Origin of the sequence: Emticicia agri, assembly GCF_004168285.1 — a bacterium.
GTDB lineage: Bacteria > Bacteroidota > Bacteroidia > Cytophagales > Spirosomataceae > Emticicia > Emticicia agri.
Map to the genome: position 1 here is coordinate 268,560 of NZ_SEWF01000001.1, position 22,995 is coordinate 291,554.

At 38.6% G+C, this 22,995-nt stretch carries 18 protein-coding genes and 1 tRNA gene; 10 read left to right on the forward strand and 9 right to left on the reverse strand.

Going from position 1 to position 22,995, the window contains the following annotated elements; all coding sequences use genetic code 11:
- Positions 1 to 19 precede the first annotated feature (19 nt).
- The 4 genes from EWM59_RS01055 to EWM59_RS01070 form a co-directional block, all read right to left on the reverse strand.
- Positions 20 to 1,354 carry a GntP family permease gene (locus EWM59_RS01055; RefSeq protein WP_130019084.1) on the reverse strand — a complete coding sequence of 445 codons (1,335 nt, stop codon included), beginning with the start codon at positions 1,352 to 1,354 and terminating at the stop codon, positions 20 to 22.
- 12 nt (positions 1,355 to 1,366) lie between these two features.
- Positions 1,367 to 2,716, reverse strand: a complete 1,350-nt coding sequence (locus tag EWM59_RS01060; protein ID WP_130019085.1) for a glutamine synthetase family protein — start codon at positions 2,714 to 2,716, stop codon at positions 1,367 to 1,369.
- A 70-nt stretch (positions 2,717 to 2,786) separates the two neighbouring features.
- A complete protein-coding gene (locus EWM59_RS01065) occupies positions 2,787 to 3,992 on the reverse strand; it encodes an ATP-grasp domain-containing protein (protein ID WP_130019086.1) in 1,206 nt (401 codons plus the stop codon).
- A gap of 389 nt (positions 3,993 to 4,381) precedes the next feature.
- Positions 4,382 to 4,810 (reverse strand): DUF1573 domain-containing protein, encoded by a 429-nt coding sequence (locus EWM59_RS01070; RefSeq protein ID WP_130019087.1) that lies wholly within the window; start codon positions 4,808 to 4,810, stop codon positions 4,382 to 4,384.
- 370 nt (positions 4,811 to 5,180) lie between these two features.
- On the opposite strand from EWM59_RS01070, the gene EWM59_RS01075 reads away from it, so the two are divergent.
- On the forward strand, positions 5,181 to 7,598 hold the full coding sequence (locus tag EWM59_RS01075) for an alpha-ketoacid dehydrogenase subunit alpha/beta (protein ID WP_130019088.1): 2,418 nt from the start codon (positions 5,181 to 5,183) through the stop codon (positions 7,596 to 7,598).
- Between the two features lie 279 nt (positions 7,599 to 7,877).
- On the opposite strand, the gene EWM59_RS01080 is transcribed toward EWM59_RS01075, so the two are convergent.
- A complete protein-coding gene (locus tag EWM59_RS01080) occupies positions 7,878 to 8,639 on the reverse strand; it encodes a response regulator transcription factor (protein WP_165372075.1) in 762 nt (253 codons plus the stop codon).
- Positions 8,640 to 8,803: 164 nt separating this feature from the next.
- Here EWM59_RS01080 and EWM59_RS01085 point away from each other — a divergent pair, with 164 nt between their 5' ends.
- The 9 genes from EWM59_RS01085 (at position 8,804) to EWM59_RS01120 (ending at position 17,232) form a co-directional block, all read left to right on the forward strand.
- Positions 8,804 to 10,126, forward strand: coding sequence for an ArnT family glycosyltransferase (locus EWM59_RS01085; RefSeq protein WP_229239249.1), 1,323 nt, complete (start codon positions 8,804 to 8,806; stop codon positions 10,124 to 10,126).
- Positions 10,101 to 10,442, forward strand: a complete 342-nt coding sequence (locus EWM59_RS28315; protein WP_229239250.1) for a hypothetical protein — start codon at positions 10,101 to 10,103, stop codon at positions 10,440 to 10,442. Before EWM59_RS01085 ends, EWM59_RS28315 begins: the two co-directional genes overlap by 26 nt.
- A gap of 8 nt (positions 10,443 to 10,450) precedes the next feature.
- Positions 10,451 to 10,837: a VOC family protein gene (locus EWM59_RS01090; RefSeq protein ID WP_130019090.1), complete on the forward strand. Its 387-nt coding sequence runs from the start codon at positions 10,451 to 10,453 to the stop codon at positions 10,835 to 10,837.
- 92 nt (positions 10,838 to 10,929) lie between these two features.
- Positions 10,930 to 11,700, forward strand: coding sequence for a type III pantothenate kinase (locus tag EWM59_RS01095; protein ID WP_165372076.1), 771 nt, complete (start codon positions 10,930 to 10,932; stop codon positions 11,698 to 11,700).
- A 28-nt stretch (positions 11,701 to 11,728) separates the two neighbouring features.
- On the forward strand, positions 11,729 to 12,580 hold the full coding sequence (gene nadC, locus EWM59_RS01100) for a carboxylating nicotinate-nucleotide diphosphorylase (RefSeq protein WP_130019092.1): 852 nt from the start codon (positions 11,729 to 11,731) through the stop codon (positions 12,578 to 12,580).
- Between the two features lie 213 nt (positions 12,581 to 12,793).
- Entirely contained in the window at positions 12,794 to 14,416 is a 1,623-nt protein-coding gene (locus EWM59_RS01105) for an FAD-dependent oxidoreductase (protein ID WP_229239251.1), read from the forward strand.
- Positions 14,417 to 14,445: 29 nt separating this feature from the next.
- The gene (locus EWM59_RS01110) at positions 14,446 to 15,465 is read left to right on the forward strand and encodes a bestrophin family protein (RefSeq protein ID WP_130019094.1); all 1,020 of its coding nucleotides are present in this window, start codon (positions 14,446 to 14,448) and stop codon (positions 15,463 to 15,465) included.
- A 19-nt stretch (positions 15,466 to 15,484) separates the two neighbouring features.
- Complete coding sequence (locus tag EWM59_RS01115; RefSeq protein WP_130019095.1) at positions 15,485 to 17,068, forward strand: Na+/H+ antiporter; 1,584 nt, start codon at positions 15,485 to 15,487, stop codon at positions 17,066 to 17,068.
- A gap of 74 nt (positions 17,069 to 17,142) precedes the next feature.
- Positions 17,143 to 17,232 (forward strand) — tRNA-Pro (locus EWM59_RS01120).
- Positions 17,233 to 17,551: 319 nt separating this feature from the next.
- Here the strand turns inward: EWM59_RS01120 and EWM59_RS01125 are convergent.
- The 4 genes from EWM59_RS01125 to EWM59_RS01140 all read right to left on the reverse strand — a co-directional run bounded on the left by EWM59_RS01125 (position 17,552) and on the right by EWM59_RS01140 (position 22,914).
- Complete coding sequence (locus EWM59_RS01125; protein WP_130019096.1) at positions 17,552 to 18,361, reverse strand: hypothetical protein; 810 nt, start codon at positions 18,359 to 18,361, stop codon at positions 17,552 to 17,554.
- Between the two features lie 133 nt (positions 18,362 to 18,494).
- A complete protein-coding gene (locus EWM59_RS01130) occupies positions 18,495 to 18,905 on the reverse strand; it encodes a DUF596 domain-containing protein (RefSeq protein ID WP_130019097.1) in 411 nt (136 codons plus the stop codon).
- A complete protein-coding gene (locus EWM59_RS01135; RefSeq protein ID WP_165372077.1) occupies positions 18,902 to 21,796 on the reverse strand; it encodes a PKD domain-containing protein in 2,895 nt (964 codons plus the stop codon). The genes EWM59_RS01130 and EWM59_RS01135 overlap by 4 nt, the downstream gene beginning before the upstream one ends.
- Before the next feature lie 5 nt (positions 21,797 to 21,801).
- Complete coding sequence (locus EWM59_RS01140; protein WP_130019099.1) at positions 21,802 to 22,914, reverse strand: IS4 family transposase; 1,113 nt, start codon at positions 22,912 to 22,914, stop codon at positions 21,802 to 21,804.
- Positions 22,915 to 22,995 lie beyond the last annotated feature (81 nt).

Sequence of the window (22,995 nt, forward strand, 5' to 3'; positions counted from 1 at the left end):
CGGTCAGATGAAACATTTATCAGAGATGAAATAGCAGATAAATCAGGCATACCGTAATAATACTTACCACACCCTGCAAACCCGTGAGAATCGTATGTGTTCGATAGGCATCACCTTGTGTGAGGCCTGTAAACTGAGAGACTACCCAGAACCAGGCATCATTGGTATGAGAGACTGTCATGGCACCGCTACCTATAGCCATTACCAGAAGTGTTAAATCCAATGGTTCTGAAAAGCCCATTGAAACAAGCAAAGGAGCTAAAATACCAGAGGTAAGCACCATTGAAGTGGTGGTTGACCCCTGTGCAGTTTTGAAAAACGCTGCTACCAGAAAAGCAATTAACAAAAATACAATGCCTGATGTCTGGTTAGCCACCAGCCAGTTGCTTACCATATCTTTTAATGGTGTTTCTTTTAATATTGCCCCAAAAGCTCCACCTGCGCCTACTAATACCAGAGTGGTACCACAATGCTCTATGCCACTTTTGAAACAGGCAAAGATTTTCTCAAAAGGTTTTTCAGGAAATAGATTGTATGAGAAAAATATAGCTATCAGAAATGACACTAAAGGACTGCCAAAGAAGCCAAGCCATTTGGTAAGGGTTTCGTTTAACGCCAGAATTTTAGCAAAAGAAGCAACCGTAATCAGCAAAATGGGCAACAGAATAGGCATAAAAGCCTTCCAGCCAGACGGAAGTGTCTGATGATGGGTTTCGCCCCAATTTTCTGCAGCGTCTTCTGCAATGGCTAAATTTCTGGCGTATTTTTGTGCAAACCAGGTTGACAGAAACAAACTTGGAATAGAAACTACCAGGCCTACCAAAATAACCAGGCCAATGCCATGAGACAGGTTCAGATTACCTGCGGCAGATAATGGGCCGGGCGTGGGAGGCACTAAAGTATGCGTGGCAAAAAGTCCGCCTGATAAAGCTATGGCAATAGTACCTAAAGGCCTATTCGTTTTCTTCGCTACAATTTTGTTGAGTTTTGCCAGGATGATAAAACCCGAATCGCAGAAAACAGGGATACCTACAATAGCCCCGATTACCGACATGGCAAACGACGGATATTTTTCGCCAAAAAGTTTTAAGATAATATCTGCTACTTTTATGGCCGCTCCCGATTTATCTAATATAGCCCCTATCACACAGCCTAAAATTACCATCAGGCCAATTTTTGACATCAGTTCGCCAAAGCCTTTGCCAATGGTATCAGCTAATTTATCAATCGGAAGTCCTGCAAAAATCCCTACTCCTAAAGCTGCCAGTAGTAAGCCAACCAAGGGATGTAATTTGAATAGGGTTGAAGACAGAATAATGAAAACAATAGCTAAAAAAACAACGAATATAATCATGCAGGGGCTTGGTTAAACAATCTCAAAATACCTTTTTAACTCCCAGTCGGTTACTACTTTGGCATATTGCCGCCATTCCCAGTCACGGGTCTGGGTGAAATGGGCAACGAATTTTTCGCCAAAAAGCTCTTTTGCTATAGCAGAGTTTTTCATGGTATTGGTGGCTTCATCCAGGTTTCTTGGTAGTACCCCATTGCTTATATCTCTATAGCCATTACCAACCGTAGCAGGTTGATTCAGTTTTAAGTTTTTACGGATACCATATAAACCTGCTGCTAAACAAGCGGCCAAAGCCAGATAAGGATTGGTATCAGAACCCACTACACGGGTCTCTAAACGACAGGATTTTTTACTGATAGGTAAGGCTCGCAAAGCCACCGTACGGTTATCAACTGCCCAGGTCAGTGTAGTTGGTGCCCATGCACCCTCTACCAGACGCTTATAGCTATTAATGGTTGGGGCAATCATCGGGAGTATATGGGGCAGGCAATACAATTGTCCTGCCATATAGCTCTGCATCAGTTCGCTGATATGGTCAGGCGTTTTTTCGTCATAAAAGAGATTGGTTTTAGCAGCTGTATCCCAAAGACTTTGGTGCACATGCCCACTACAACCGGGTAGATTTTCGTTGATTTTTGCCATAAAGGTAGCCATGATACCTTGCTGGTAGGCAATTTCTTTGACTGAAGTTTTAAAAAGTAAGGCCCTGTCGGCAGCTGTTAAAACATCAGAATAGGTAATGGCGGCTTCATAAACACCGGGACCTGTTTCTGTGTGTAAACCTTCCAACGGTACATCAAACTTAGACAGATGCTCGAATAAGGCTGTCATATAATCGTTTTTCAAAGTACTTCTCAGAATCGAATAACCAAACATACCCGGTGTCAAAGGGGTAAGGTTCTGGAAGCCTTTGGCGTTGGCCGAAACAGGCGTTTCTTCAAAGTTAAACCATTCAAATTCCTGCGAGAAAAAAGGTTTAAAACCTGCTTTTTCTGTTTGTTCTATTATACGTTTTAATACATTTCTGGGGCATATTTCGGCGGCCTCTTCTATAAACTCGCCTAAGAAAAACGGAATATCATTCTCCCACGGAATTTTACGGAAAGTCGATAAATCCAGTTTGACTTTGGCATCAGGATAGCCTGAATGCCAGCCTGTAAAATCTGTATTATCGTAGCAGATATCGGCCATATCCCACCCCAATACCACATCACAAAAGCCTAAATCTCCTTCAATTACTGACTGGAATTTTTGTTTACTGATATATTTACCTCTTAAAATACCGTCAATGTCGGCAACAGCCAGCTTCACTTTGCCAGATGGATGTGAATTTACGTAGTCTATTATTTCTTGTGTAGTCATGTCAGGTTTGAATTATAGATGGTTCTGTACTTTACAAATAGTACAGATAGATGAACATTCTGTACTATTGTTAATGTACAGGTTTGTCGGGTGCAGGGGCAGATGCATGATAACCTAAATCACGAATCATAATGGCGTATTTTTCCATAAGTTCCATTACTCTTTCACGTTTTTTTGAGCGAACGATTAAACCTACATGATACTCTTCATTCATTTTCCAGACTATTTCGGGGTCATTAAATGGGGCATAATCAGGCCATTGGTGCGATGATAAGGAGATGATAATACCCGAATAATAATCATCAACCGGAGGTAATTCGTAGGTTCCGCCTGTGGCAATGGCTGTTTCTATTTTTGCCCACTCCCGCCATAGATTAATTCCTGATGAGTATTCTACCATTTCGGCTAGATTGGCTCCTCCTACCCTCGAAGCAGTTTCCAAGAAATAAAATTTTCCATCTTCATGGCATTTAATGGCTTCGGTATGCGAAGCACTGAATTTCATACCAAACGCTTTCATTACCTGCTCGTTCAGTTTTTTCAGTGCCTTCTCATCTTTTGACTCATGTTCTACCGTAACTGAACGGAAAATTCCTCCGCCATGCGCAACTTCAAACGGAGTATTGAGGTATTGGCTGCATCTCGAAAAAATCACTTTCCCGCCAACAGTAAGTGCATCTATATGGTACACATCTCCGGGTTTAAACTGTTCTATCAGATAGTTATGCCGCTCTTCGCCTAAACTATGAATAGTATCCCAGGCTTCCTGAAAACTATGTACTTTTTTAATACCTGCGGCCGAGGCTTCCGAACGAGGTTTAATCACCCATGGTGCAGCAGTAGTATTCAGATACTCAGTAATATCAACATCATGAAAAAGCGGACTGAATGGAGGCACATTGATACCTGCCGACAAAGCCTGCACACGCATAGCCAGTTTATCACGGAAATAGCGGGCGGTTGTCTGCCCCATACCAGGTATTCTGAAATGCTCCCGTGCCAAGGCGGCTTTTTCTACATCAAAATCATCTAATGCTACAATACGGTCTATTTTCTTGGCACGCATCAGATGTGCCAGTCCTTTGATGATATTGCTGTAAGTATCGAAAGTATTATCGATGTTTTCTAAATAAAATGTCTCATCTATCGACTCCCACGGCCAGGCCTTACTTTCTAACTTTTTATTGGTTAATAGATAAACGGTATTCCCTTCGGCTTTACAAGCCTTCAGAAATTCTACTCCTTTATAATACGTACAAATACAAAGAAAATTCATAAGGATTGGGCTTTAGTTTATGATTTAGTTTTATTGAATTACGGAGAACTGCTTAATCCAAGTATGACAGCGAATGGAATTCGCCGTTTAAGATAACAAAGGAATATTTGCAATAATATACGGACCGGGCGTCGGTCGCTTAAGTCCGCATATACAGAGAAAAAACCTTTTTTACTTTAGACACCGAATTCATTCGGTGAAAGTATGAGCAAACAATCTCTTATTTTGGCAAAACAGTTCCCAATTCGATATTCGATATTTTTTTTCATTTAGGCAAGTCCTGTAGAAATGTAATTGAAAAATTTATTTGATATAAAGACCTGAACGCAAAGAAGCCACCTGCTTGCGAGCAGATGGCTTCCTGAGGTAAAGAATATATTCTTAAGAAATTATGCTTTTTTCTTTCCGTTTGGTGCCGAAGCAGGAGCATTAGAAGGTGCTGCTGATGGAGCAGTTACTTCGCCTTTGATTGTTAAGATTACTGTTGCGTTTTCAGCATTGCTTGTAACAGTAATTGTTTTTGTAAATGCACCCGGACGACCAGATGTGTTATAACCTACTTTGATAGTACTTTTAGCACCTGGCATGATTGGGTCTTTAGACCATTCTGGTGTAGTACAGCCACAAGATGCAGCAGCGTTTGAGATAACAACCGGAGCAGTGCCTGTATTTGTAACTTCGAAGCTGTAAGTTGCTAATGGACCTTCGGCTACTTTACCGAAATCATGTACTTCTTTGTTGAATTTTAATGATCCTTGAGCTTGTACTGCCGCTACAAATGCAAAAACCACCGCAATTGTTGAAAATAATTTTTTCATTAGATTTAAGTAATTTAAAGTTAAAAATAAATTCTGTTTTATTAGTAAAGCTTATTTCTAACGCAAATAAATACTAAATACTATATATATACCAAATATTTAACAACTCATTAACAAAACTCTTTAGTGCTTGTTTAAATATGGTCTATCTGAAAAAGCAAACGTCGCACAGATACCTTTGTAGGTCGAATCATAATAGCTAAACAAGCTCTTTCATTGCTGGTTTTTTTTGAAAAAGAAATATTTTCTTTAACTTTACATCATAATTAGTTAGTATGACAACTAATCTCAGTTTTATTAGTTGAGTAAGGTATATTACAATTTTTTGTATGGATTCGCCTTCTTATTTTAACCATTCAAAATTGAAAGCATGACTGGAGCATCAGACCTAATTACCTCAACAGATGTTTTATTAACTAAAGAAGAAGTTTTAAATGATTACCGCATTGCCTGCGAAAGCCGTGAGGTGAGCATGATTGGCCGAAAAGATGTGTTTATGGGTCGGGCTAATTTTGGGGTATTCGGCGACGGCAAAGAACTGGCTCAGATAGCCATGTCGAAGGTATTCAGAAAAGGTGATTTCCGGTCAGGCTATTACCGAGACCAAACATTCTTAGCTGCTGTTGGTGGCCTTAACTGGCAACAATTCTTCGCTCAATTATATGCCCATCCCGATATTAATCATGACCCTTTTTCAGCAGGGCGTTCGATGAATGCACACTATGGAAACAGATGGATTGATGATAAGGGTGAATGGCTTAACCAGACTGAATTATACAATACTGTCAGCGATGTGTCTTCTACCGCAGGGCAAATGCCACGTTCTATCGGGCTGGCTTATGCTTCCAAACTGTTCAGAGAAAATCCTGACCTGCAATATCTTACTAAATTTTCAAGAAACGGAAACGAGGTTTGCTTTGCCACTATTGGCGATGCCTCTACCTCGCAGGGTATGTTTTTTGAATCGATTAATGCCGCCGGGGTCTTGCAGATACCTGTCATTTTCTCGGTATGGGACGACGGCTATGGTATTTCGGTACCAATCGAGTACCAGACTACCAAAAGCAGTATTTCAGAAGCCTTAGCCGGATTTCAGCGAAAAAATGGCTCAAATGGCATCGAAATTATTGTAGCCCGTGCCTGGAACTATACCGAATTAATAGAGGCGTATCAGCAGGCAGCACGCTATGCCCGCGACCAGCATGTTCCGGTTTTGGTACATGTAATAGAAGTAACCCAACAATTGGGACACTCAACATCGGGTTCGCACGAGCGTTATAAATCAAAAAAACGATTAGATTTTGAACACGAATTTGATTGTAATCTACATCTGAAAGAATGGATTTTATCAAATGGCTATGCTACCGAAGAAGAGATAAAAGAGGTTGAAACCAAAGCCAAAGATACTGCCAAAAAATCACGTAATGCAGCCTGGACAGCTTATAGAGAATCCATCAGACCTGATATAGAAACAGCTATACAATTATTAAAAAAGGCAGCTACCGAAAGTAAACATGCTACTGCTATAGCCAAACTTAGAGAAGAATTAGAGCATACCGAAAACGCTGTTCGAAGAGAGATTATCTGCCTTGTAAAAAAAGCATTGGTTATGATGCGTCAGGAAGCAGGTTTGGCCAAAAAGGAAATCATTTCCTGGCTTGAAAAAGTAGCTGCTGAGAACAAAGACAGATTCAACACACATCTTTTAAGCGAATATCCTACCTCGCCCATGTATGTAAAGGGCATTGCTCCCGAATATGATGAGCGTAGTACAGACCTGAGCGGACACGAAATTATCAACCATTATTTTGATCTGTTACTTAGCCGTGACCCAAGAGTATTTGCACTTGGAGAAGACGTGGGTAAAATAGGTGATGTAAACCAGGGTTTTGCCGGATTACAGGAAAAATATGGAGAAATACGCGTAACTGATGCCGGCATCCGTGAGACTACCATTATCGGGCAAGGCATCGGCGCTGCTATGCGGGGTTTACGTCCGATTGTAGAGATTCAGTATTTCGATTATATCTATTATGCCTTGGCGACTTTAACTGATGACCTTGCTTCGCTTCGTTACCGCACAGTAGGTGGTCAGTTAGCACCGTTGATTATCCGTACCCGTGGACACCGTCTGGAGGGTATCTGGCACTCGGGATCTCCGATGTCAGCCATGTTAGGGTCTCTACGTGGAATCCATGTGCTGGTACCACGCAATTTTGTACAGGCAGCCGGATTCTATAACACTATCCTGAAAGGCGATGACCCTGCCCTGATTATTGAGTGTCTGAACGGGTATCGTATCAAAGAAAAAATGCCTAAAAATCTTTCAGAAATCTGTGTACCATTAGGTGTACCCGAAACGCTGAAAAAAGGAGAAGATATAACCATAGTTACTTACGGCTCTATGTGCAGAATTGTGATGGAAGCCGCTAATCAGTTAACACAAGTAGGCATTCATGCAGAAGTCATAGATGTACAGTCGTTGCTGCCTTTTGATATTAATCATAGCATTGTTGAGTCAATCAAAAAAACCAACCGGGTGATTTTTGCTGATGAAGATGTACCGGGTGGTGCTTCGGCTTTTATGATGCAACAAGTATTGGATATACAGCAGGCTTACCGCTGGTTAGACTCTGCCCCTAAAGCAATAGCTGCTCAGGCTCACCGACCTGCCTATGCAGCCGATGGTGATTATTTCTCGAAACCAAGTGCAGAAACAATTTTTGATGCAGTGTATAAAATGATGCACGAGGCACGTCCGAAAGAATTTCCTGATTTATACAAGTAAGGGCAAATGACTTTAAGAAGAGAAACGCAAGCATATTGTTTGCGTTTTTTTTGTGGGTACACCCCCTAAAAAAGGCAAAGGGGGCAAAATCTGTCCCCCGATGAACCCAAAACAACTTTTGCTGTGACTAAAAAAGTGAGTTTTTTAGTTAAGTGTGCGATTTCCTAATAATTTGCGGATATAACAATAGTCGTAATGACTATTGAACCGAAAATATTTTACAAATCGCTTATTATTAAGCACTTACTAAATATTAAATATCTTGTAAAATGAAATATTTTAAACAATTGCCATCATTTTGCATAAATGAATCAATGCTGTAGTATCACGGGTACCGGTTCTGGCAAGCATATTCCTGCGGTGATTATCTACTGTATTTGGACTAATATCTAAAATCTCAGCAATTTGCTTCGTATTCAGACCTTGTATAATATATTTCAGAACTTCTTTTTCTCTTTCAGATAATATCTCCTGCTCTACCGTCTTGTCTTCATTTGAATGATAGACAAAAATTTTCTTTTCATCTTTACCAAACACACCTCTTATCCAGTAATCGTCTCCTTTCATTAAATGAGTAATGTTCTGAATGGAGATAAAAAATAATAATGGTTTGCCTTCTGTGTCAGACTCTAATGGTAGCACACTCAGGTGGCACTTCATGGTCTCTCCAGACTTATGATAGAGCTTTACTCCCCAACAGTTAAGAAAGTGTTCAACTCTAAACGTTTTCGGCAGATGTTTCAGAACCTTCTGTATCCAGGTAGCAAAAACACTGATAAGTGAAATATGCTCAGGAGTTAATAAGGAAATTAAACTCAAAGTCAGGTTTTCACCAAACTCTTTCCTGTTATAGCCTGCAAATGTAGTAATATTTTTACTAATATTTACTATTTTACAACGTTTAATATCAAAAATTATTGACATCGCACCCTGATTTTGATTAAATAAGGAAAAAACGCCTGTTTGTTCAAGGTATTTTTCATAATCTATCTCAACCTGATTCGGATAATGCTTGTTAATTGTTTCTTGTATCCTTAACAAATTGTTTTCTATTTCCCGCGACAATAACATACTGCATCTAACATTTAACAATTAAAGTATTTTCGTTCATTGTGTCTTTACTTGTTTTATGGTTTAGTGTGAATAAGAGACTATACTCTTTTGCTTTTTATTTATACCTTTGGCAAAAAAATATCCTTCTTTGAATGCGTATTCAAATTCAGCAAAAATATTACCCACTTATTGTCTTAGCTTTAGGAGTTGTTTTTTTCTTCCCTTTTTTAGGAAACGTTCATTTGTTTGACTGGGACGAAATTAATTTCGCTGAATCAGCCAGAGAAATGGTTCTTACCGGAAACTACAGCAAAGTTCAGATTGATTATAAGCCTTTCTGGGAAAAGCCTCCGCTTTTCTTCTGGATGCAGGCAGGAGCAATGCAAGTATTGGGCATAAATGAGTTCGCAGCACGCTTCTCAAATGCCTTCATTGGTTGTATTACTCTTTGGGTTATCTTTTTAATTGGTAAAAGTATCCGGAATGCAAACTTTGGTCTGATATGGGCATTACTCTATTTAGGTTCTTTCACTCCCCATCTATATTTTAAATCCGGAATCATTGACCCGACATTTAATCTATTTATTTTCCTCGGGATTTACTTCTCCTTTAAGGCACAAGCCAAGCCAAAATACATAGTACTATCCGGTATATTCATTGGCCTATCAATTCTTACAAAAGGCCCGGTTGGCGGGCTGATATGGGGATTGACAGCAATTTCATATTGGATACTTTATAACAAATTTACTAAACTTTTTACATTTAAACAAATACTGTTTTTTTCGGTTGCCTGCATTGCCGTTGCTTCCTTGTGGTTTGCTAACGAACTGATAAACAATGGGTTTTGGCTTATGAAAGAATTTATTCAATACCAGATACGCTTATTCAGCACACCTGACGCCGGGCATGGACAACCTTTTTATTACCATTTTGTGGTAGTACTGCTGGGTTGCTTTCCCATGTCAGTTTTCGGCATTCCTGCGCTGGCTTCCAGACAGGAAGGGTTCGGGAAATGGATGAAAATTACTTTCTGGGTAGTTATGATTCTTTTCAGCATTGTTACCACAAAAATCGTCCATTATTCTTCAATGGCTTACTTTCCGCTTTCCTTTATGGCAGCCAGTTTTTTATATGATTGGTTAAGTGGGAAAAAATCATGGAACCAATGGCTCACATGGGGCTTAATCACTATAGGCTTTATTTTATCGCTCGTATTGGTAGCTGTACCTTTGGCAGGAATGAATACAGCAAAACTTATCCCTTATATAAAAGACCCGTTTGCGGTAAAAAACCTGAGCGCGGTTGTACAATGGAGCGGCTTTGAACCTTTGATAGGACTTACGTATTTTATAGTACTTTTGGCTTTAATTTTCAGAAAAAAAAAATACGGAAGAACGAAAATGGGTATTTATCAGCAGTTTTACGCTGGCAACAGCTATTTGCCTTTTTATGTTTGGGGCAACGGTTGTTCCTAAAATTGAGCGCTATACCCAGGGCGCCGCTATTGACTTCTATGAATCAAAGCAAGGACAAGATGTATATGTAAGCGTAATTGGTTTTAAAAGTTATGCGCATTTGTTCTATTTTCAGAAACAACCCAATACTGCTCCGGCCTCAACAGCCAATATGACACAGGAAGAATTTGGACAATGGCTGCTCAACGGACAGGTAGATAAACCCGTATTTTTTGTTACACGGATTGATAGATACGAAGAGTATAAAAATCATCCGAATCTGGAATTGATTGAAGAAAAGAATGGATTTGTTTTTTTGAAGAGGAAAAATATATAAGTATTCACATGAACTTAAATCAGATAACCATCCCTGTAAGTAATATCGAGCAATCTATTGAATTCTATGAAAAATTAGGACTAAAATTGATTGTGAAAGACGTGCATTATGCCCGTTTTGAATGTATCAATGGAGAGAGTACATTCTCTATCCATCATGCTGAAAATATGCCTGCTGATACGGGAGTATGGATTTATTTTGAGGTTGAGGATGTAGATGATAAAATCAGCGAATTATTAAGAAGAGGCTTTGTGATAGAAGAACTACCTGCTGACAAACCCTGGCTATGGCGTGAAGCCCGCATAAAAGATTTAGATAATCATCTGCTGATTATTTATCATGCCGGAGATAATCGGAAGAATCCGCCATGGAGGATTAATGAACAGCCTTTTTAATATTGAAGTTGTTTAGGATTATTTCTTACCAAAAGTTTTGAGAGATTGATAAGATTTTGCAAACTTTGGCATCCAAACTTAATATTAGACTCTTGAATAATTTATTAGTGATAGATGTCGGTAATACCGATGCAGGTTTCGGAATTTTTGAAGACAAAACGCTGACGCATCAGTTCAGAATCAAGTCGCTGAAAGACGAGAACTATGTCTTTTTTGAATATAGCTTCCGACAGTATTTTTTAGAAAACAACCTGCGGTTTTCTGACATCACCAAAGTTGTACTGAGCAGTGTAGTTCCTCCCCTCACGCCTATCTTTAAGCTACTGATTAACAATATTTTCGGCATTGAGCCTATCATTGTTAATGCCTATATTTTTCCATCTATTGAAATTTCAATTGATAATCCGAATGAAATTGGTAGCGATTTGATAGCCAATGCAGTAGCTGCTTTTACCAAATACAAACGCAATTGTGTAGTAGTTGATTTTGGCACTGCGCTCACTTTTACGGTAGTATCAGGCACAGGTAAAATATTAGGCGTATCTATAGCACCGGGTTTAAAAACAGCCGTAAAAGCGTTATTTGCCAACACGGCTCAATTACCTGATGTGCCACTCGAATTACCTACTTCTGTATTAGGTAAAAATACAGTACATGCCATTCAGGCAGGTATTTTATGGGGGTACGAGGGTTTAGTAAAAAATATGATTCAGAAGGTACGAGCAGAATTAGAGGGTGATTGTATAGCCATTGCTACCGGAGGCCTCTCATCTATTATCTCTACACTTCATGGCGAATTTGTAGAGGTAAATCGTGAACTGACCTTAGAAGGGCTAAGAATTATCGGAGAGTCGCAAGCATAATAAAAAAACGCCCTTTGGGCTTACGAATATGGAGATAGACAAAAGAGCGATTAACAAGTTTATTAAGAATGCCCTTGCCGAAGATGTAGGCGATGGCGACCATACTTCTTTATCGACTATCCCTGCTGAGGCAATGGGCAAGGCAAGGCTATTAGTAAAAGATAATGGCATACTGGCAGGTGTTGAATTAGCCAAAATGATTTTCAAAGCTGTTGATAAAGATTTAAAAGTAAAAGTTCTTATCAAAGATGGCGCACCCATTAAATTTGGCGATGTAGCTTTCTTTGTTGAAGGCAGAGACCGCTCTATTCTTACGGCCGAGCGTCTGGTACTTAACTGTATGCAACGCATGAGCGGCATTGCTACTACCACCAATCAGGTAGTGAAACTATTAGAAGGAACAAAAACCAAAGTATTGGATACCCGTAAAACCACACCCGGTTTCAGAATGTTGGAAAAATGGGGCGTACAGATTGGCGGAGGGGTAAATCATCGCTTTGGTTTGTTTGATATGATTCTGATAAAAGACAATCATGTAGATTATGCCGGAGGTATTAAAAATGCGTTAGATGCAGCACATAATTACCTGAAAACCACTAATAGAAAGCTGGATATTGAGATTGAAGTAAGAAACCTCCATGAATTACGGGAAGTGTTGGACATAGGAGGTATAGTAAGAATCATGGTTGATAATTTCAGCTATGCTGATATCAGACAAGCCGTAAAAATGGTCAATGGCAGTTACCCTATTGAAGCCTCTGGTGGTATTTCACCAGCCAACGTAAGACAATATGCCGAATGTGGTGTTGATTATGTTTCATTAGGTTATCTGACCCATTCTGCCAAAAGTCTGGATTTGAGCCTGAAAGCTGTTAAGTAAAAAAGACTATTTTTTGTATAAATATGGATGTAGCAGTTATACTTTCAGACAGTATAACTGCTTTTTTAATGAATTAAGTAGAGGAATAATGCCTGTTTCTTAAAAATTTCACAATTTATTTAATAAATTACCAACTTATTCACAATCCGTCTATTTACAATATATCCAACCTCTATGAAAAAAGTCTCACTCTTTATCTGGCTTATAATAGCCATGATTATTTTTCCGGGTTATACCTCTACTAAAACAAAAAGTGCCAGAACATACAAAGCCGATGTAATTATTTATGGCGGAACTTCCTCAGCAGTAATTGCAGCTGTGCAGGTAAAAAAAATGGGTAAGTCTGTTATTGTCGTATCACCTGATACACATTTAGGCGGACTATCCTCAGGCGGTTTGGGTTTTACTGATACGGGTAATAAGGAAGTAATTGGTGGTTTATCGCGTGAGTTTTACCAACGCCTGTACACACATTACCAGAAACCCGAATCGTGGCAATGGCAGAAAAGAGAAGAATATGGCAATAAAGGACAGGGAACACCTGCCATTGATGGTAACAACCGAACGATGTGGATATTTGAACCCCATGCTGCCGAGCAGGTTTTTGAAGACTTTGTGAAAGAATACCAACTAACCATTTATAGAAACGAATGGCTTGACCGTTCAAAAAAAGGTGTAACCAAACAAGGTACTAATATCCGTTCGTTCCGCACGTTAAGTGGCAATACCTATGAAGGGCAAATGTTTATTGATGCTACCTATGAGGGAGACCTGATGGCAGCCGCAGGCGTATCTTACCACGTAGGGCGTGAAGCAAACAGTGTATATGGTGAAAAATGGAATGGTGTGCAAACAGAGGTTTTTCAACATGGGCATTATTTTAAAAGTAAAGTAAGCCCTTATAAAATACCTGGCGACCCTAAAAGCGGCCTGCTTCCTGAAGTGTCATCAGCCCCTCCGGGAGCGTATGGTTCGGGCGATGATAAAATACAGGCCTATTGTTTCAGAATGTGTCTGAGTAATAGTCCTGAAAATCGGGTTCCGTTTGCCAAACCACAAGGGTATGACCCTGCCCGCTACGAGCTATTAGCAAGGGTATTTGCATCTGGCTGGAGAGAAACTTTCGATAAATACGACCCGATTCCGAACCGGAAAACCGACACCAATAATCATGGGCCTTTCAGTACCGATTATATAGGCAAAAACTATGATTATCCTGAAGCCAGCTATGAGCGCCGGAAGCAGATTATTAAAGAACATGAGTTATACCAGAAAGGACTGATGTACTTCTTGCAGAATGACCCGAGTATACCGGCAGATGTGCATGAGAAAATGCAACAATGGGGCTTACCTAAAGACGAATTTAAAGACAATGGCGGTTGGCCACACCAGTTGTATATTCGTGAAGCCCGACGTATGGTTGGCGAATTTGTGATGAAAGAAGCAGATGCTTTAGGCAAAACCAAAGTTCCTAACTCGGTAGGTATGGGTTCATATTCTTTAGATTCGCACAATATCCAAAGATATGTCAAACAGGATGGGTATGTACAGAACGAAGGCGATATTGGAGTACACCCTGATAAGCCTTACTCCATTGCCTATGGGTCTATCCTACCCAAAGCCAATGAATGTACTAATCTGTTAGTACCTGTGTGTGTATCAAGTTCGCATATTGCCTTTGGGTCTATCCGCATGGAGCCTGTATTTATGATTTTAGGGCAATCGGCAGCAACGGCAGCAGTATTGGCTATTAATAGCAAAGTTACGCCACAGGCACTACCTTATGCCACCTTGCAAGCGGAGTTATTAAAAGACAAACAACGTTTAGAGTTTTGATGCTCCTAAAATAATACGATTTCAAGAGAATGATTGTAAGAAAAAACATTACCCTTAAAGGCATATTAGAATTTGCCGGACATCATCTCTGGTGGCTCATTAGCTATATGCTTATTGTGTCTTTATTGTATAAGGTTATAGGCTGGCGTTGGATTTCTATCCCTTGGTTGCCTGTATCACTCATTGGTACAGCCGTAGCCTTTTATGTAGGCTTCAAGAATAACCAGTCGTACGACAGAATCTGGGAGGCCCGCAAAATATGGGGAGCTATTGTGAACAGTAGCCGAAGCTGGGGTGCTATGGTTGATGCCTTTGTCAGAAACAATCAGTTACCTGATAATGAAATCAGGCACATTAAAACCCGATTGATTTATCGCCACATTGCCTGGCTCTATATTCTGAGAGAGCAATTGCTGGTACCTACTCCCTGGGAACACGTTAGCCTGAATCATCTTTTCAGAAGAATAGCCGTTCAGCGAATACAAAAGGGAGGTTTAGGGCTATTTAAAGATTATCTGACCGAAAACCAGAAGAAAAAATACTTTGCTGAGGCCGGGCAATGGGAATCTGCCGCCAATAAGGCTACGCAAATCATCCGCCTGCAATCGCTATTACTGGCAGACCTCGAAGAGAAAGATTGCTTGCACATGCGTAAACAACTGGATATGCAGAAAGTATTAGGTGATTTTTACGACCATCAGGGTAGAGCCGAGCGCATCAAGAGGTTTCCATTGCCACGGCAGTATGCCAATCTGAGTTTTATTTTTAACTGTATTTTTATTTTCTTGCTGCCTTTAGGCATTGTTGCTGAATTTGCCAAACTGGGCGAGGCAGGTGTGTGGTTAATGATTCCGTTTGGTACATTAGTAGGTTGGATTTATGTAGTCATGGAGCTGATCGGCGACTATTCTGAAAATCCTTTTGAGGGTTTCGGAACAGATGTACCCATGCTCTCGATATGCCGCACCATAGAGATTGACCTGTTGCAGATGTTAGGAGAAACAGACCTTCCGAAGCCCATACAGGCAGTGAATGATGTGTTGATGTAATTCTGAAAATATTCTTTTAATGCATAACACTTTACCCTTTTTACTGGCTATGGTAGCCGCAGTGGTTCTGCTCGAAATGTGGGCCACTAAATTAAAGATTGCTTACCCCATCTTATTGGTAGTAGCAGGACTATTGGTGAGTTTTATCCCGGGTTTACCTGTGGTAAAAATCAATCCTGACCTTATCTTTTTCATTTTTCTGCCGCCCTTATTGTTTGACGCTGCCTGGGATATTTCTTTTAAGGAAATGAAAAAATGGTGGCGTATTATCGGAAGTTTTGCCTTTTTAGTGGTATTCTTTACAGCCTTTTCAGTAGCACTCATTGCCAATCATTACTTTGCCGGATTTACGCTCGCACTGGGCTTTTTATTGGGGGGCATTGTTTCTCCGCCTGATGCTGTAAGTACGGGAGCTATTACGAAGTTTGTCAAAATATCAAGAGCTACTTCTACTATTTTAGAAGGCGAAAGTCTGTTGAATGACGCTTCTTCATTGATTATATTCCGCTTTGCCATGATAGCCGTTGGCACCGGGCATTTTGTATGGCATGAAGCTGCCATGAGTTTTGTCTGGATGGTAATTGGCGGCGCAGGAATAGGTTTAATACTGGGCTGGCTATTTGTGCAGTTACATAAGTTTCTGCCTACTGATGCCTCTTCAGATGTAGCGCTTACCTTGATTGAACCTTATTTTATGTACTGGATAGCTGAACAGTTTCATGCTTCTGGTGTACTGGCAGTAGTAGCTGGCGGGCTTTACATGTCCGCTAAAAGGTTAGTCTTTCTAAACAGTACCAGCCGCATTCAGGGATTCAGTGTCTGGGAAAGTTTTATATTTATTCTGAATGGGCTTGTATTCCTGATTATTGGTCTGGAACTACCGGAGATTGTAGCAGGGCTCCGCTCGGAAGGCACGCCTTTAGGCACTGCAATCACCTATAGCTTACTGATTACTGTAACCCTGATTGTCGCTCGTATGATTAGTTCTTATGCCGCTATGGTAGCTACAATTCTTTTCCGTCGGAGTATTGCATCACAGGTATTCAGAGGAAGAACAAGTCTTTTAACTCCTCTACTACTCGGTTGGACAGGGATGCGCGGTGTGGTATCGTTGGCTGCTGCATTGGCTATTCCGGTTACTTTAGAGAACGGTCTTGCTTTTCCCCATAGAAACCTGATATTGTTTATAACTTTTGTAGTTATATTACTTACACTTGTCATACAGGGACTTACCCTGCCCTATTTCATCAAACGTATGAGTTCTTTCAATACTGTCTTTACAGTAGAATCAGACGAAGAGACCAAACGAGAAATGAAAAGAGGATTGAAAGCGCATGTATATCAGTTTCTGAAAGATAAATACGACAACGAGTTGAACGGTCATGTGGGTATGGAAAAATTTCTGAAACACTGGGAAGAAAGAACAAAAGCTACTGACGATAGCTGGATGAATGAAAAAACAAAAGTTATTTTCTTAGAAGTACTCGAAAGCCAGAGGCAATACCTGACCGAGCTCAATAAAGACTCAAAAATAGATGAAGAACTCATCCGTCAGCAGTTGTACCAACTTGACCTGGAAGAAGAACGATTAAGGATTATTTAAGCGTAGAATTTTGCTATCTGACTTTTGGAGAGCAAAGAGTTTTAGCGTATTTTTGCAGCGTTCAAAAAACAATTCGGGATGTAGCACAGCCTGGTAGTGTGCACGTTTGGGGGGCGTGAGGTCGCAGACGGTCGGCCGCTGCCGTTCAAATCCTGTCATTCCGACAACTGACTATCAATGTGTTATGAAGTTTTCATAACTCGTTTTTATTTCTGGTTTAAACATAGTTTAAACAATTTTGTAAATTTTATAAAGTTGTGAGTTACTGAAAGAATTTTCTAAGAATTATTTTTTCTTATTTTCTTAATAGAATCCAAGAAACTGCCGCAAATACATTCCTATAGTTTTCTCCAAGATTTTTAATCGTATTTCTGTTATTCAATTAATATACAATTATAAAGGTTTTAGATAATGCAATTGAAATAAAAAAGGGCTTGTACCTATAATCAGATACAAACCCTTTAAGATTTTGTGTAGAGCAGATTAATAATATTCTATTCTCAATTCGGCTACTTTGGCATCATTGACAAGACTTTTTTGTGTTACCAAACGGTTATCTCTGTTATACTCATACTCATATTTCATGCGAGTACCCTCAAAGAGTTTTTGTTGGAACGTAAGAAGATTTTGACTGATTTGTTCAGGCCGATACACAGGGGTTTTGATTTGCTCTATGAATACCTTCCCTAAATTATTCGGATTACTGCCATAGATAAAATCTGTTTCTTCATAACCCATCACCCCTCGTTCTTCAACTGCTGACACGTTTCCATTTTTCCATTTATAGGATATGCTCTGTAAAAGACTTGTCCGGTTATTCTGGGTTTGATTACGAGTATATTTAATCAACTGCTTATCTTGATTGTACAGAAAATCTTCTACAATTTTTTGGTTTGGGAACTCCTCAGTAGTACGGACTAATAGCTTGTTGGCATCGTACTCATACTTTCGGTTACCCAGTGTTTTTACACCATTTGCAGTACGTTCAATTGTTGCTTCTGTAATTTTACCATCGGCATTTCTTGTGAAGGTTTCTTTTATCTCCGATTGCGCCAGAGAATCAGTAATTTTTATGCCTGAAACCTCTTTGGTTTCCTGATTATAATTTAACTGACTACTAATCTTATTGCCCTGTGCCGTGAGTTGGATTACTGTTTTTGGTTTGCCTTCCAGACCTTTTAGCGGTACAGGTTTTTCTTCTTCATCTGTATTAGCTAATACATCTACTTTACCACATGCCAGTAAGGTGTTGATGAAGAGTAGTGTTAATAGTAATACTGATATTTTTTGCATATTATTTTGTATTAATTTCATAATCTTATCATTAGCAAAACTATGCTAAACTGTATTAATTAATAGAATAAGAACTAATATAGATTACTCTATTAGACTTGAAAGAATTTTATTTGAGTTCATATAATATTTTTTATGAGGTTCTATAATAGTATTTCCCATCTTTATAAGGCAGAGACCACCCTGGGATATCCTCATCAAGCAACCAAACTAACCTAAAAGGGCACTCATCTAAATACCACCAGTAATGTTCAATTTCTTTCATTCTCACTTCGGATGGAAAGGCATTTTTGAATTTATTTAGTTGCTCATTCCTTGAATCTGTTGATTCAACCCTATTACTATTAGTGAGACAGATATCACGCCTTTCAATTAAAGCTTCAAGAATTAGAATAAATAGCTCAATTCTCCTCTCATAACTTTCTGCAAAAACCTCGGGCAATTCATATTGCGACGGTTTTTTTGTCAAATACCATAAAGAATCAATAGAAGTTAATTGCTGTGCTTCTATGATTAATTCGTAAGATTTTTCAGAAATTCTCATGGCTTAAACTTAATTTCTATTTTAGCATCCTTGATTAATGGTTCAAATTTTGCCTCATTTATTAAATCAATAGTCCAAGTTGCTCCAGTTGCATCCGCAGAAGTAGAGATGTTTCTTAGATTGATTTTTGTGCCATCAGGAGCTATTTTACTCCAAATTTCACCATTTTTCACCATAGGAAGGCCTCCGCCAGCCAAACTTTCAGCATATAATCTAATGTCAATTTCTGTAGCCCCTTGAAAAACCTTAACTCGGCCACTTTTATTACCACCAGGTACTTCAGCCAGAAATTTTCCATTAATATTAATAGTCTTAAGCGGATTATTTTTTGCAAACACTTTCATTACATCATCTACAGTATCAAAGAGTTTTAAACTTGTACCTTTTACTGTTACTCTATCTTTGATATCAGAACAAAGATTGTCAAATTTTTCCAATGCTTTATTCGCAAAATTAGAAACATCATCCGTTAAACTACTAGCACTTGCCCTAATTGATTTTAGCCAATCTAAGCTAATGCTTGTATTTCCTTTTTCAATCAACCAATTCTTTAACTGGCTATATACTTTTGCCGGTATTTGAAATTTCTTTCCTATTAGACTTGGAACCTTGTCAATTAACTTACTAGTAAATAAGCCTTCAACTGACTCTTTTGTTAGAGTAGCAGGGTTAAATTCATCCTCCGTTGCAAGTGAAAATAATGTATTGGTAATTACTTCTTCTATTACACCTCTAATTGTTAAGCTTCCAGTCATATTACTAATAGCCGGACCGACACTACCTACTATTAAAGGTGCTGCTGCAATTACGCCAACTGTTCCTGCAAAAGTATTTGCTGTATACTGAGAGAACTTAGCTCCAGGTGTAGACTCTTCACCAAAATCAGGTATCCAAGAAGTAAAAGTTAGATGATCATTTGCATTGGAGTTAGGATCCGGATCATAAGCATAAGCATAGTTGGTCGTCCCAATTTCTCTGGTTATCCAATAGGAGTTACCAGTACTATTTTTAAATAACCAGTAAGTACGCCCTCCCCATTCTGGCCCCCAATCTCCCATATTAGTCAGAGAGCATGTACTACAATCAACCATTGACATGCTTGAGATAGAATTTCCTTTTTGTGTTAATGAATTCAGCATCCATTCTTTCACAAAAGGAAAAATAGGATTCTCAGTTAATCTACCACCAGTTGGTGAGATACAATCAGTTATTGGCGGAGGAACAATCCCATATTGGATAGTAAGAGCATTATTATCCTTTTCAAATTGCAAAGAAGCTTTAAGAAAGCCAAGACTCAGTTTTACTTTTATACCACATGTAGAAAGAGTAACATCTGACGTGCCTGTAGTACCACCTAAACTGTTCCAGAGAGCAGGTACATTTACTTCACTAAGTGTAAACTCATCTTGATTCAGAACTAATACATCTGAGATATTTTTACCTTGTGCGCTTATTTTGGCTTTAAGTAGGTTATAAACTGCTAAGCCGCAATCATTTCCAAATGTATTTTTAAATTTATCTATTTCTGTGATTTCTGAATTAATTTTTGGTTTTAAAGTAGTTTCAATCAATTCAGTGCCATTAGAATAATAACAATTTGGAGTTGTGTAATTACTAATAAGTTTGCTCATACTTAAAGTGTAATTATTATTACTTTGGTTGTAAAAAGCAGCTAAATTATTATAAGCATCCAGAAATTGTTGAGCTGTTGGAGAGTTGTAATTAGATGCGTTAGTAGGGAATATTCTCTTTAATTCACTCTCAATTAAATAATAGATACTTTTAAAATACTCTAAATCTCCGGTTATTTCATATAAATTGGTTGTAGCATTGAAATTAACTAATCCTGATTGAGGAGCATTTTTGGCCAAGGAGGTAAAAAGATCACTCATGAGTGCTAAATCACTTGGACAATCACCCTGAGGAGGATCTATCACAGGCGGAATATGTACGCCGCCATGACCATAAGTTGGAGCCCCAGAACCACTGCCAGCTCCGCTTGGATTAAGTGCACTACTACCATTATTACTACCACCTGTTCCACTACCATTACTACTTCCATTACCATGCGGACAATCTGTTTGGTTTTTTTGGAGAAAATCTAAAAGATTTTCCAACCACCGTGGTTTTTTCTTCTTTAATAAAACATCAGTTACTGACACATCTTTATCTGAAACATCAACATCTGGCGTTTCATCACAAGGAAGATCTTTGGCAATATCATAATTCTTTGTAATAGCTCCATTAAAGTACTTATGTCCTCCAACGAAATTATCGGTTTTAGCATCAGTAAATAATGCAAGTCCCGTAAAATCAGCAGGAGATATTTTAATATGAGTCTGCATATATTCTTCAGATGGGAATAAATGCATTTTTAGAGATCGCCGAATACCATTCACCTGTTGGTATATTAATAAACGACTAATTAAAGTCCTATATTTAGGACTTGTAACAGGAATTCCATTCGCATCAGTCATTTTGATATCAATGAAACCATCATATTCTATCGGAACTACAGTAACCTGAGTTTGAGTCTGTGAGGGGCTTGCGTCAGTGTAGGATGTGCTTAATTGCTTTGCCCAGATTTCCTTTTCAATATTTGATACATACAAAGTAGTATTTGCACTACAGCCTATCGTAGAATTAGGTACTGTTAGCCTTACTTTATAGACGCCTTTTTTGTTAACTACTAATTGTGAGTTTGTAGAGGTAGTACCGTCAGGTCTTGTCCATAAGTAACTCATGTTGTTAATAGGCATTCCTGAATTACTCACTACTTCTAAGCCCAAATCTTCAAATGTATTTATGGAATTTGGCAGGTAATCTAGTGTAAAGGTTTCTTCTCCTGTAGTAGGAATACTTGCTTTAATTCTTATATCACACCCACTCACTTACTCTACCCGAAGATTTTTGTTAATTCCTTGTGATAGATGAATTGTAAATGAATCCACCTCAAAAAATCATATACAAGCATCTGACAAGTAGCTATAAAATTTTGTTTTTGTCTTTTTAGATTTACTCTGATATAATCTAAACCCTTTCTAAAGAAGCTATTAGCTTTATATCCATGTTTTTTGACTTTAATCATCTTTACTTTTTGATGGAGATATTGACCTGTTTTCAGTGCTATAGCTACAGCAATACTAACAAAAACCAACAATTTACTAAGTTTTTCGTTTCCTTTAATATGAGTAGTTTCTAAATCAAAGCCCCTTTGTTTGAAAGTTTGAAACAGAACTTCGATACACCACCTATGTCGGTAAAGATTTCCTAACTGCTTGGCTGGCAGATTACCTATCAGAAACAAAAAGTCTTTATTATCTAATTTCTTTAGCATAGTATTGCACCAGATTCCATCGACCAAACATGTTTCAAAGTAACGCTCCTGTTGATGGGACAATAAGTCGTTTATTGAACAAACAGCCCCATTCTTAAGTGTTATCAAATGGTTTTTAGGTAATCTCATACAGAAGTTTATCTGCCTGTCTTTTAGATACTTTAGCCATTGAATACCAATAAATTCCCTATCTCCAACTATCAAACCGATTCTATCCAAACCTATCACATCTACAATTGATTGTAATAAGTCACACCTGTCTTTACAATTACTATTACCTGAATTATTATCTAATAACTCCCAATACAATGGAATCCCTATTGAACCATTTTTGGCAACTATCATCAAAATATTGCATTGATAAATGCCGAAGTCCCATTCGGTTCTATCTATTGATAATTGAAGTTTACCTTTAGGTAAAAACATTAATAGTAAGAGACATACTTGCCTGTAATCGAAATCATAATCCTTAAAAAATGCCTGTATTCTACGTTCAACTGATTCTAATGTAGCTTCACTCTCAATGTGCAAGGCTATTTCTTTAAATTGCACCTTCCGGCTTTCGAGCATCCCTATCAGAAAATCACCAATGAATTTTTTCCTTGATAGATTCTTAGCAAGAGGTATTTTATCAAAAATCTTTATAATTTCGTCCCTAATGAGTTTTCTCATTCTAAAAGGTTGGTTTTGTTTGCTTGGTCGCTACAAAATTCAGCCTTTTTGTTTATAAATTAAAAATCTTCGGGTAGAGTA

Bases quoted from the DNA above. Each gene is read 5' to 3' on its own strand.
- EWM59_RS01075 (WP_130019088.1), top strand. From the start codon at position 5,181: ATGACTGGAGCATCAGACCTAATTACCTCAACAGATGTTTTATTAACT.
- EWM59_RS01105 (WP_229239251.1), top strand. From the start codon at position 12,794: ATGATTATTTTTCCGGGTTATACCTCTACTAAAACAAAAAGTGCCAGA.
- EWM59_RS01110 (WP_130019094.1), top strand. From the start codon at position 14,446: ATGATTGTAAGAAAAAACATTACCCTTAAAGGCATATTAGAATTTGCC.
- EWM59_RS01090 (WP_130019090.1), top strand. From the start codon at position 10,451: ATGAACTTAAATCAGATAACCATCCCTGTAAGTAATATCGAGCAATCT.
- EWM59_RS01070 (WP_130019087.1), bottom strand. From the start codon at position 4,810: ATGAAAAAATTATTTTCAACAATTGCGGTGGTTTTTGCATTTGTAGCG.
- EWM59_RS01055 (WP_130019084.1), bottom strand. From the start codon at position 1,354: ATGATTATATTCGTTGTTTTTTTAGCTATTGTTTTCATTATTCTGTCT.
- EWM59_RS01130 (WP_130019097.1), bottom strand. From the start codon at position 18,905: ATGAGAATTTCTGAAAAATCTTACGAATTAATCATAGAAGCACAGCAA.
- EWM59_RS01065 (WP_130019086.1), bottom strand. From the start codon at position 3,992: ATGAATTTTCTTTGTATTTGTACGTATTATAAAGGAGTAGAATTTCTG.
- EWM59_RS01140 (WP_130019099.1), bottom strand. From the start codon at position 22,914: ATGAGAAAACTCATTAGGGACGAAATTATAAAGATTTTTGATAAAATA.
- EWM59_RS01125 (WP_130019096.1), bottom strand. From the start codon at position 18,361: ATGCAAAAAATATCAGTATTACTATTAACACTACTCTTCATCAACACC.
- EWM59_RS01085 (WP_229239249.1), top strand. From the start codon at position 8,804: ATGCGTATTCAAATTCAGCAAAAATATTACCCACTTATTGTCTTAGCT.
- nadC (WP_130019092.1), top strand. From the start codon at position 11,729: ATGGAGATAGACAAAAGAGCGATTAACAAGTTTATTAAGAATGCCCTT.
- EWM59_RS01115 (WP_130019095.1), top strand. From the start codon at position 15,485: ATGCATAACACTTTACCCTTTTTACTGGCTATGGTAGCCGCAGTGGTT.
- EWM59_RS01060 (WP_130019085.1), bottom strand. From the start codon at position 2,716: ATGACTACACAAGAAATAATAGACTACGTAAATTCACATCCATCTGGC.
- EWM59_RS28315 (WP_229239250.1), top strand. From the start codon at position 10,101: ATGTTTGGGGCAACGGTTGTTCCTAAAATTGAGCGCTATACCCAGGGC.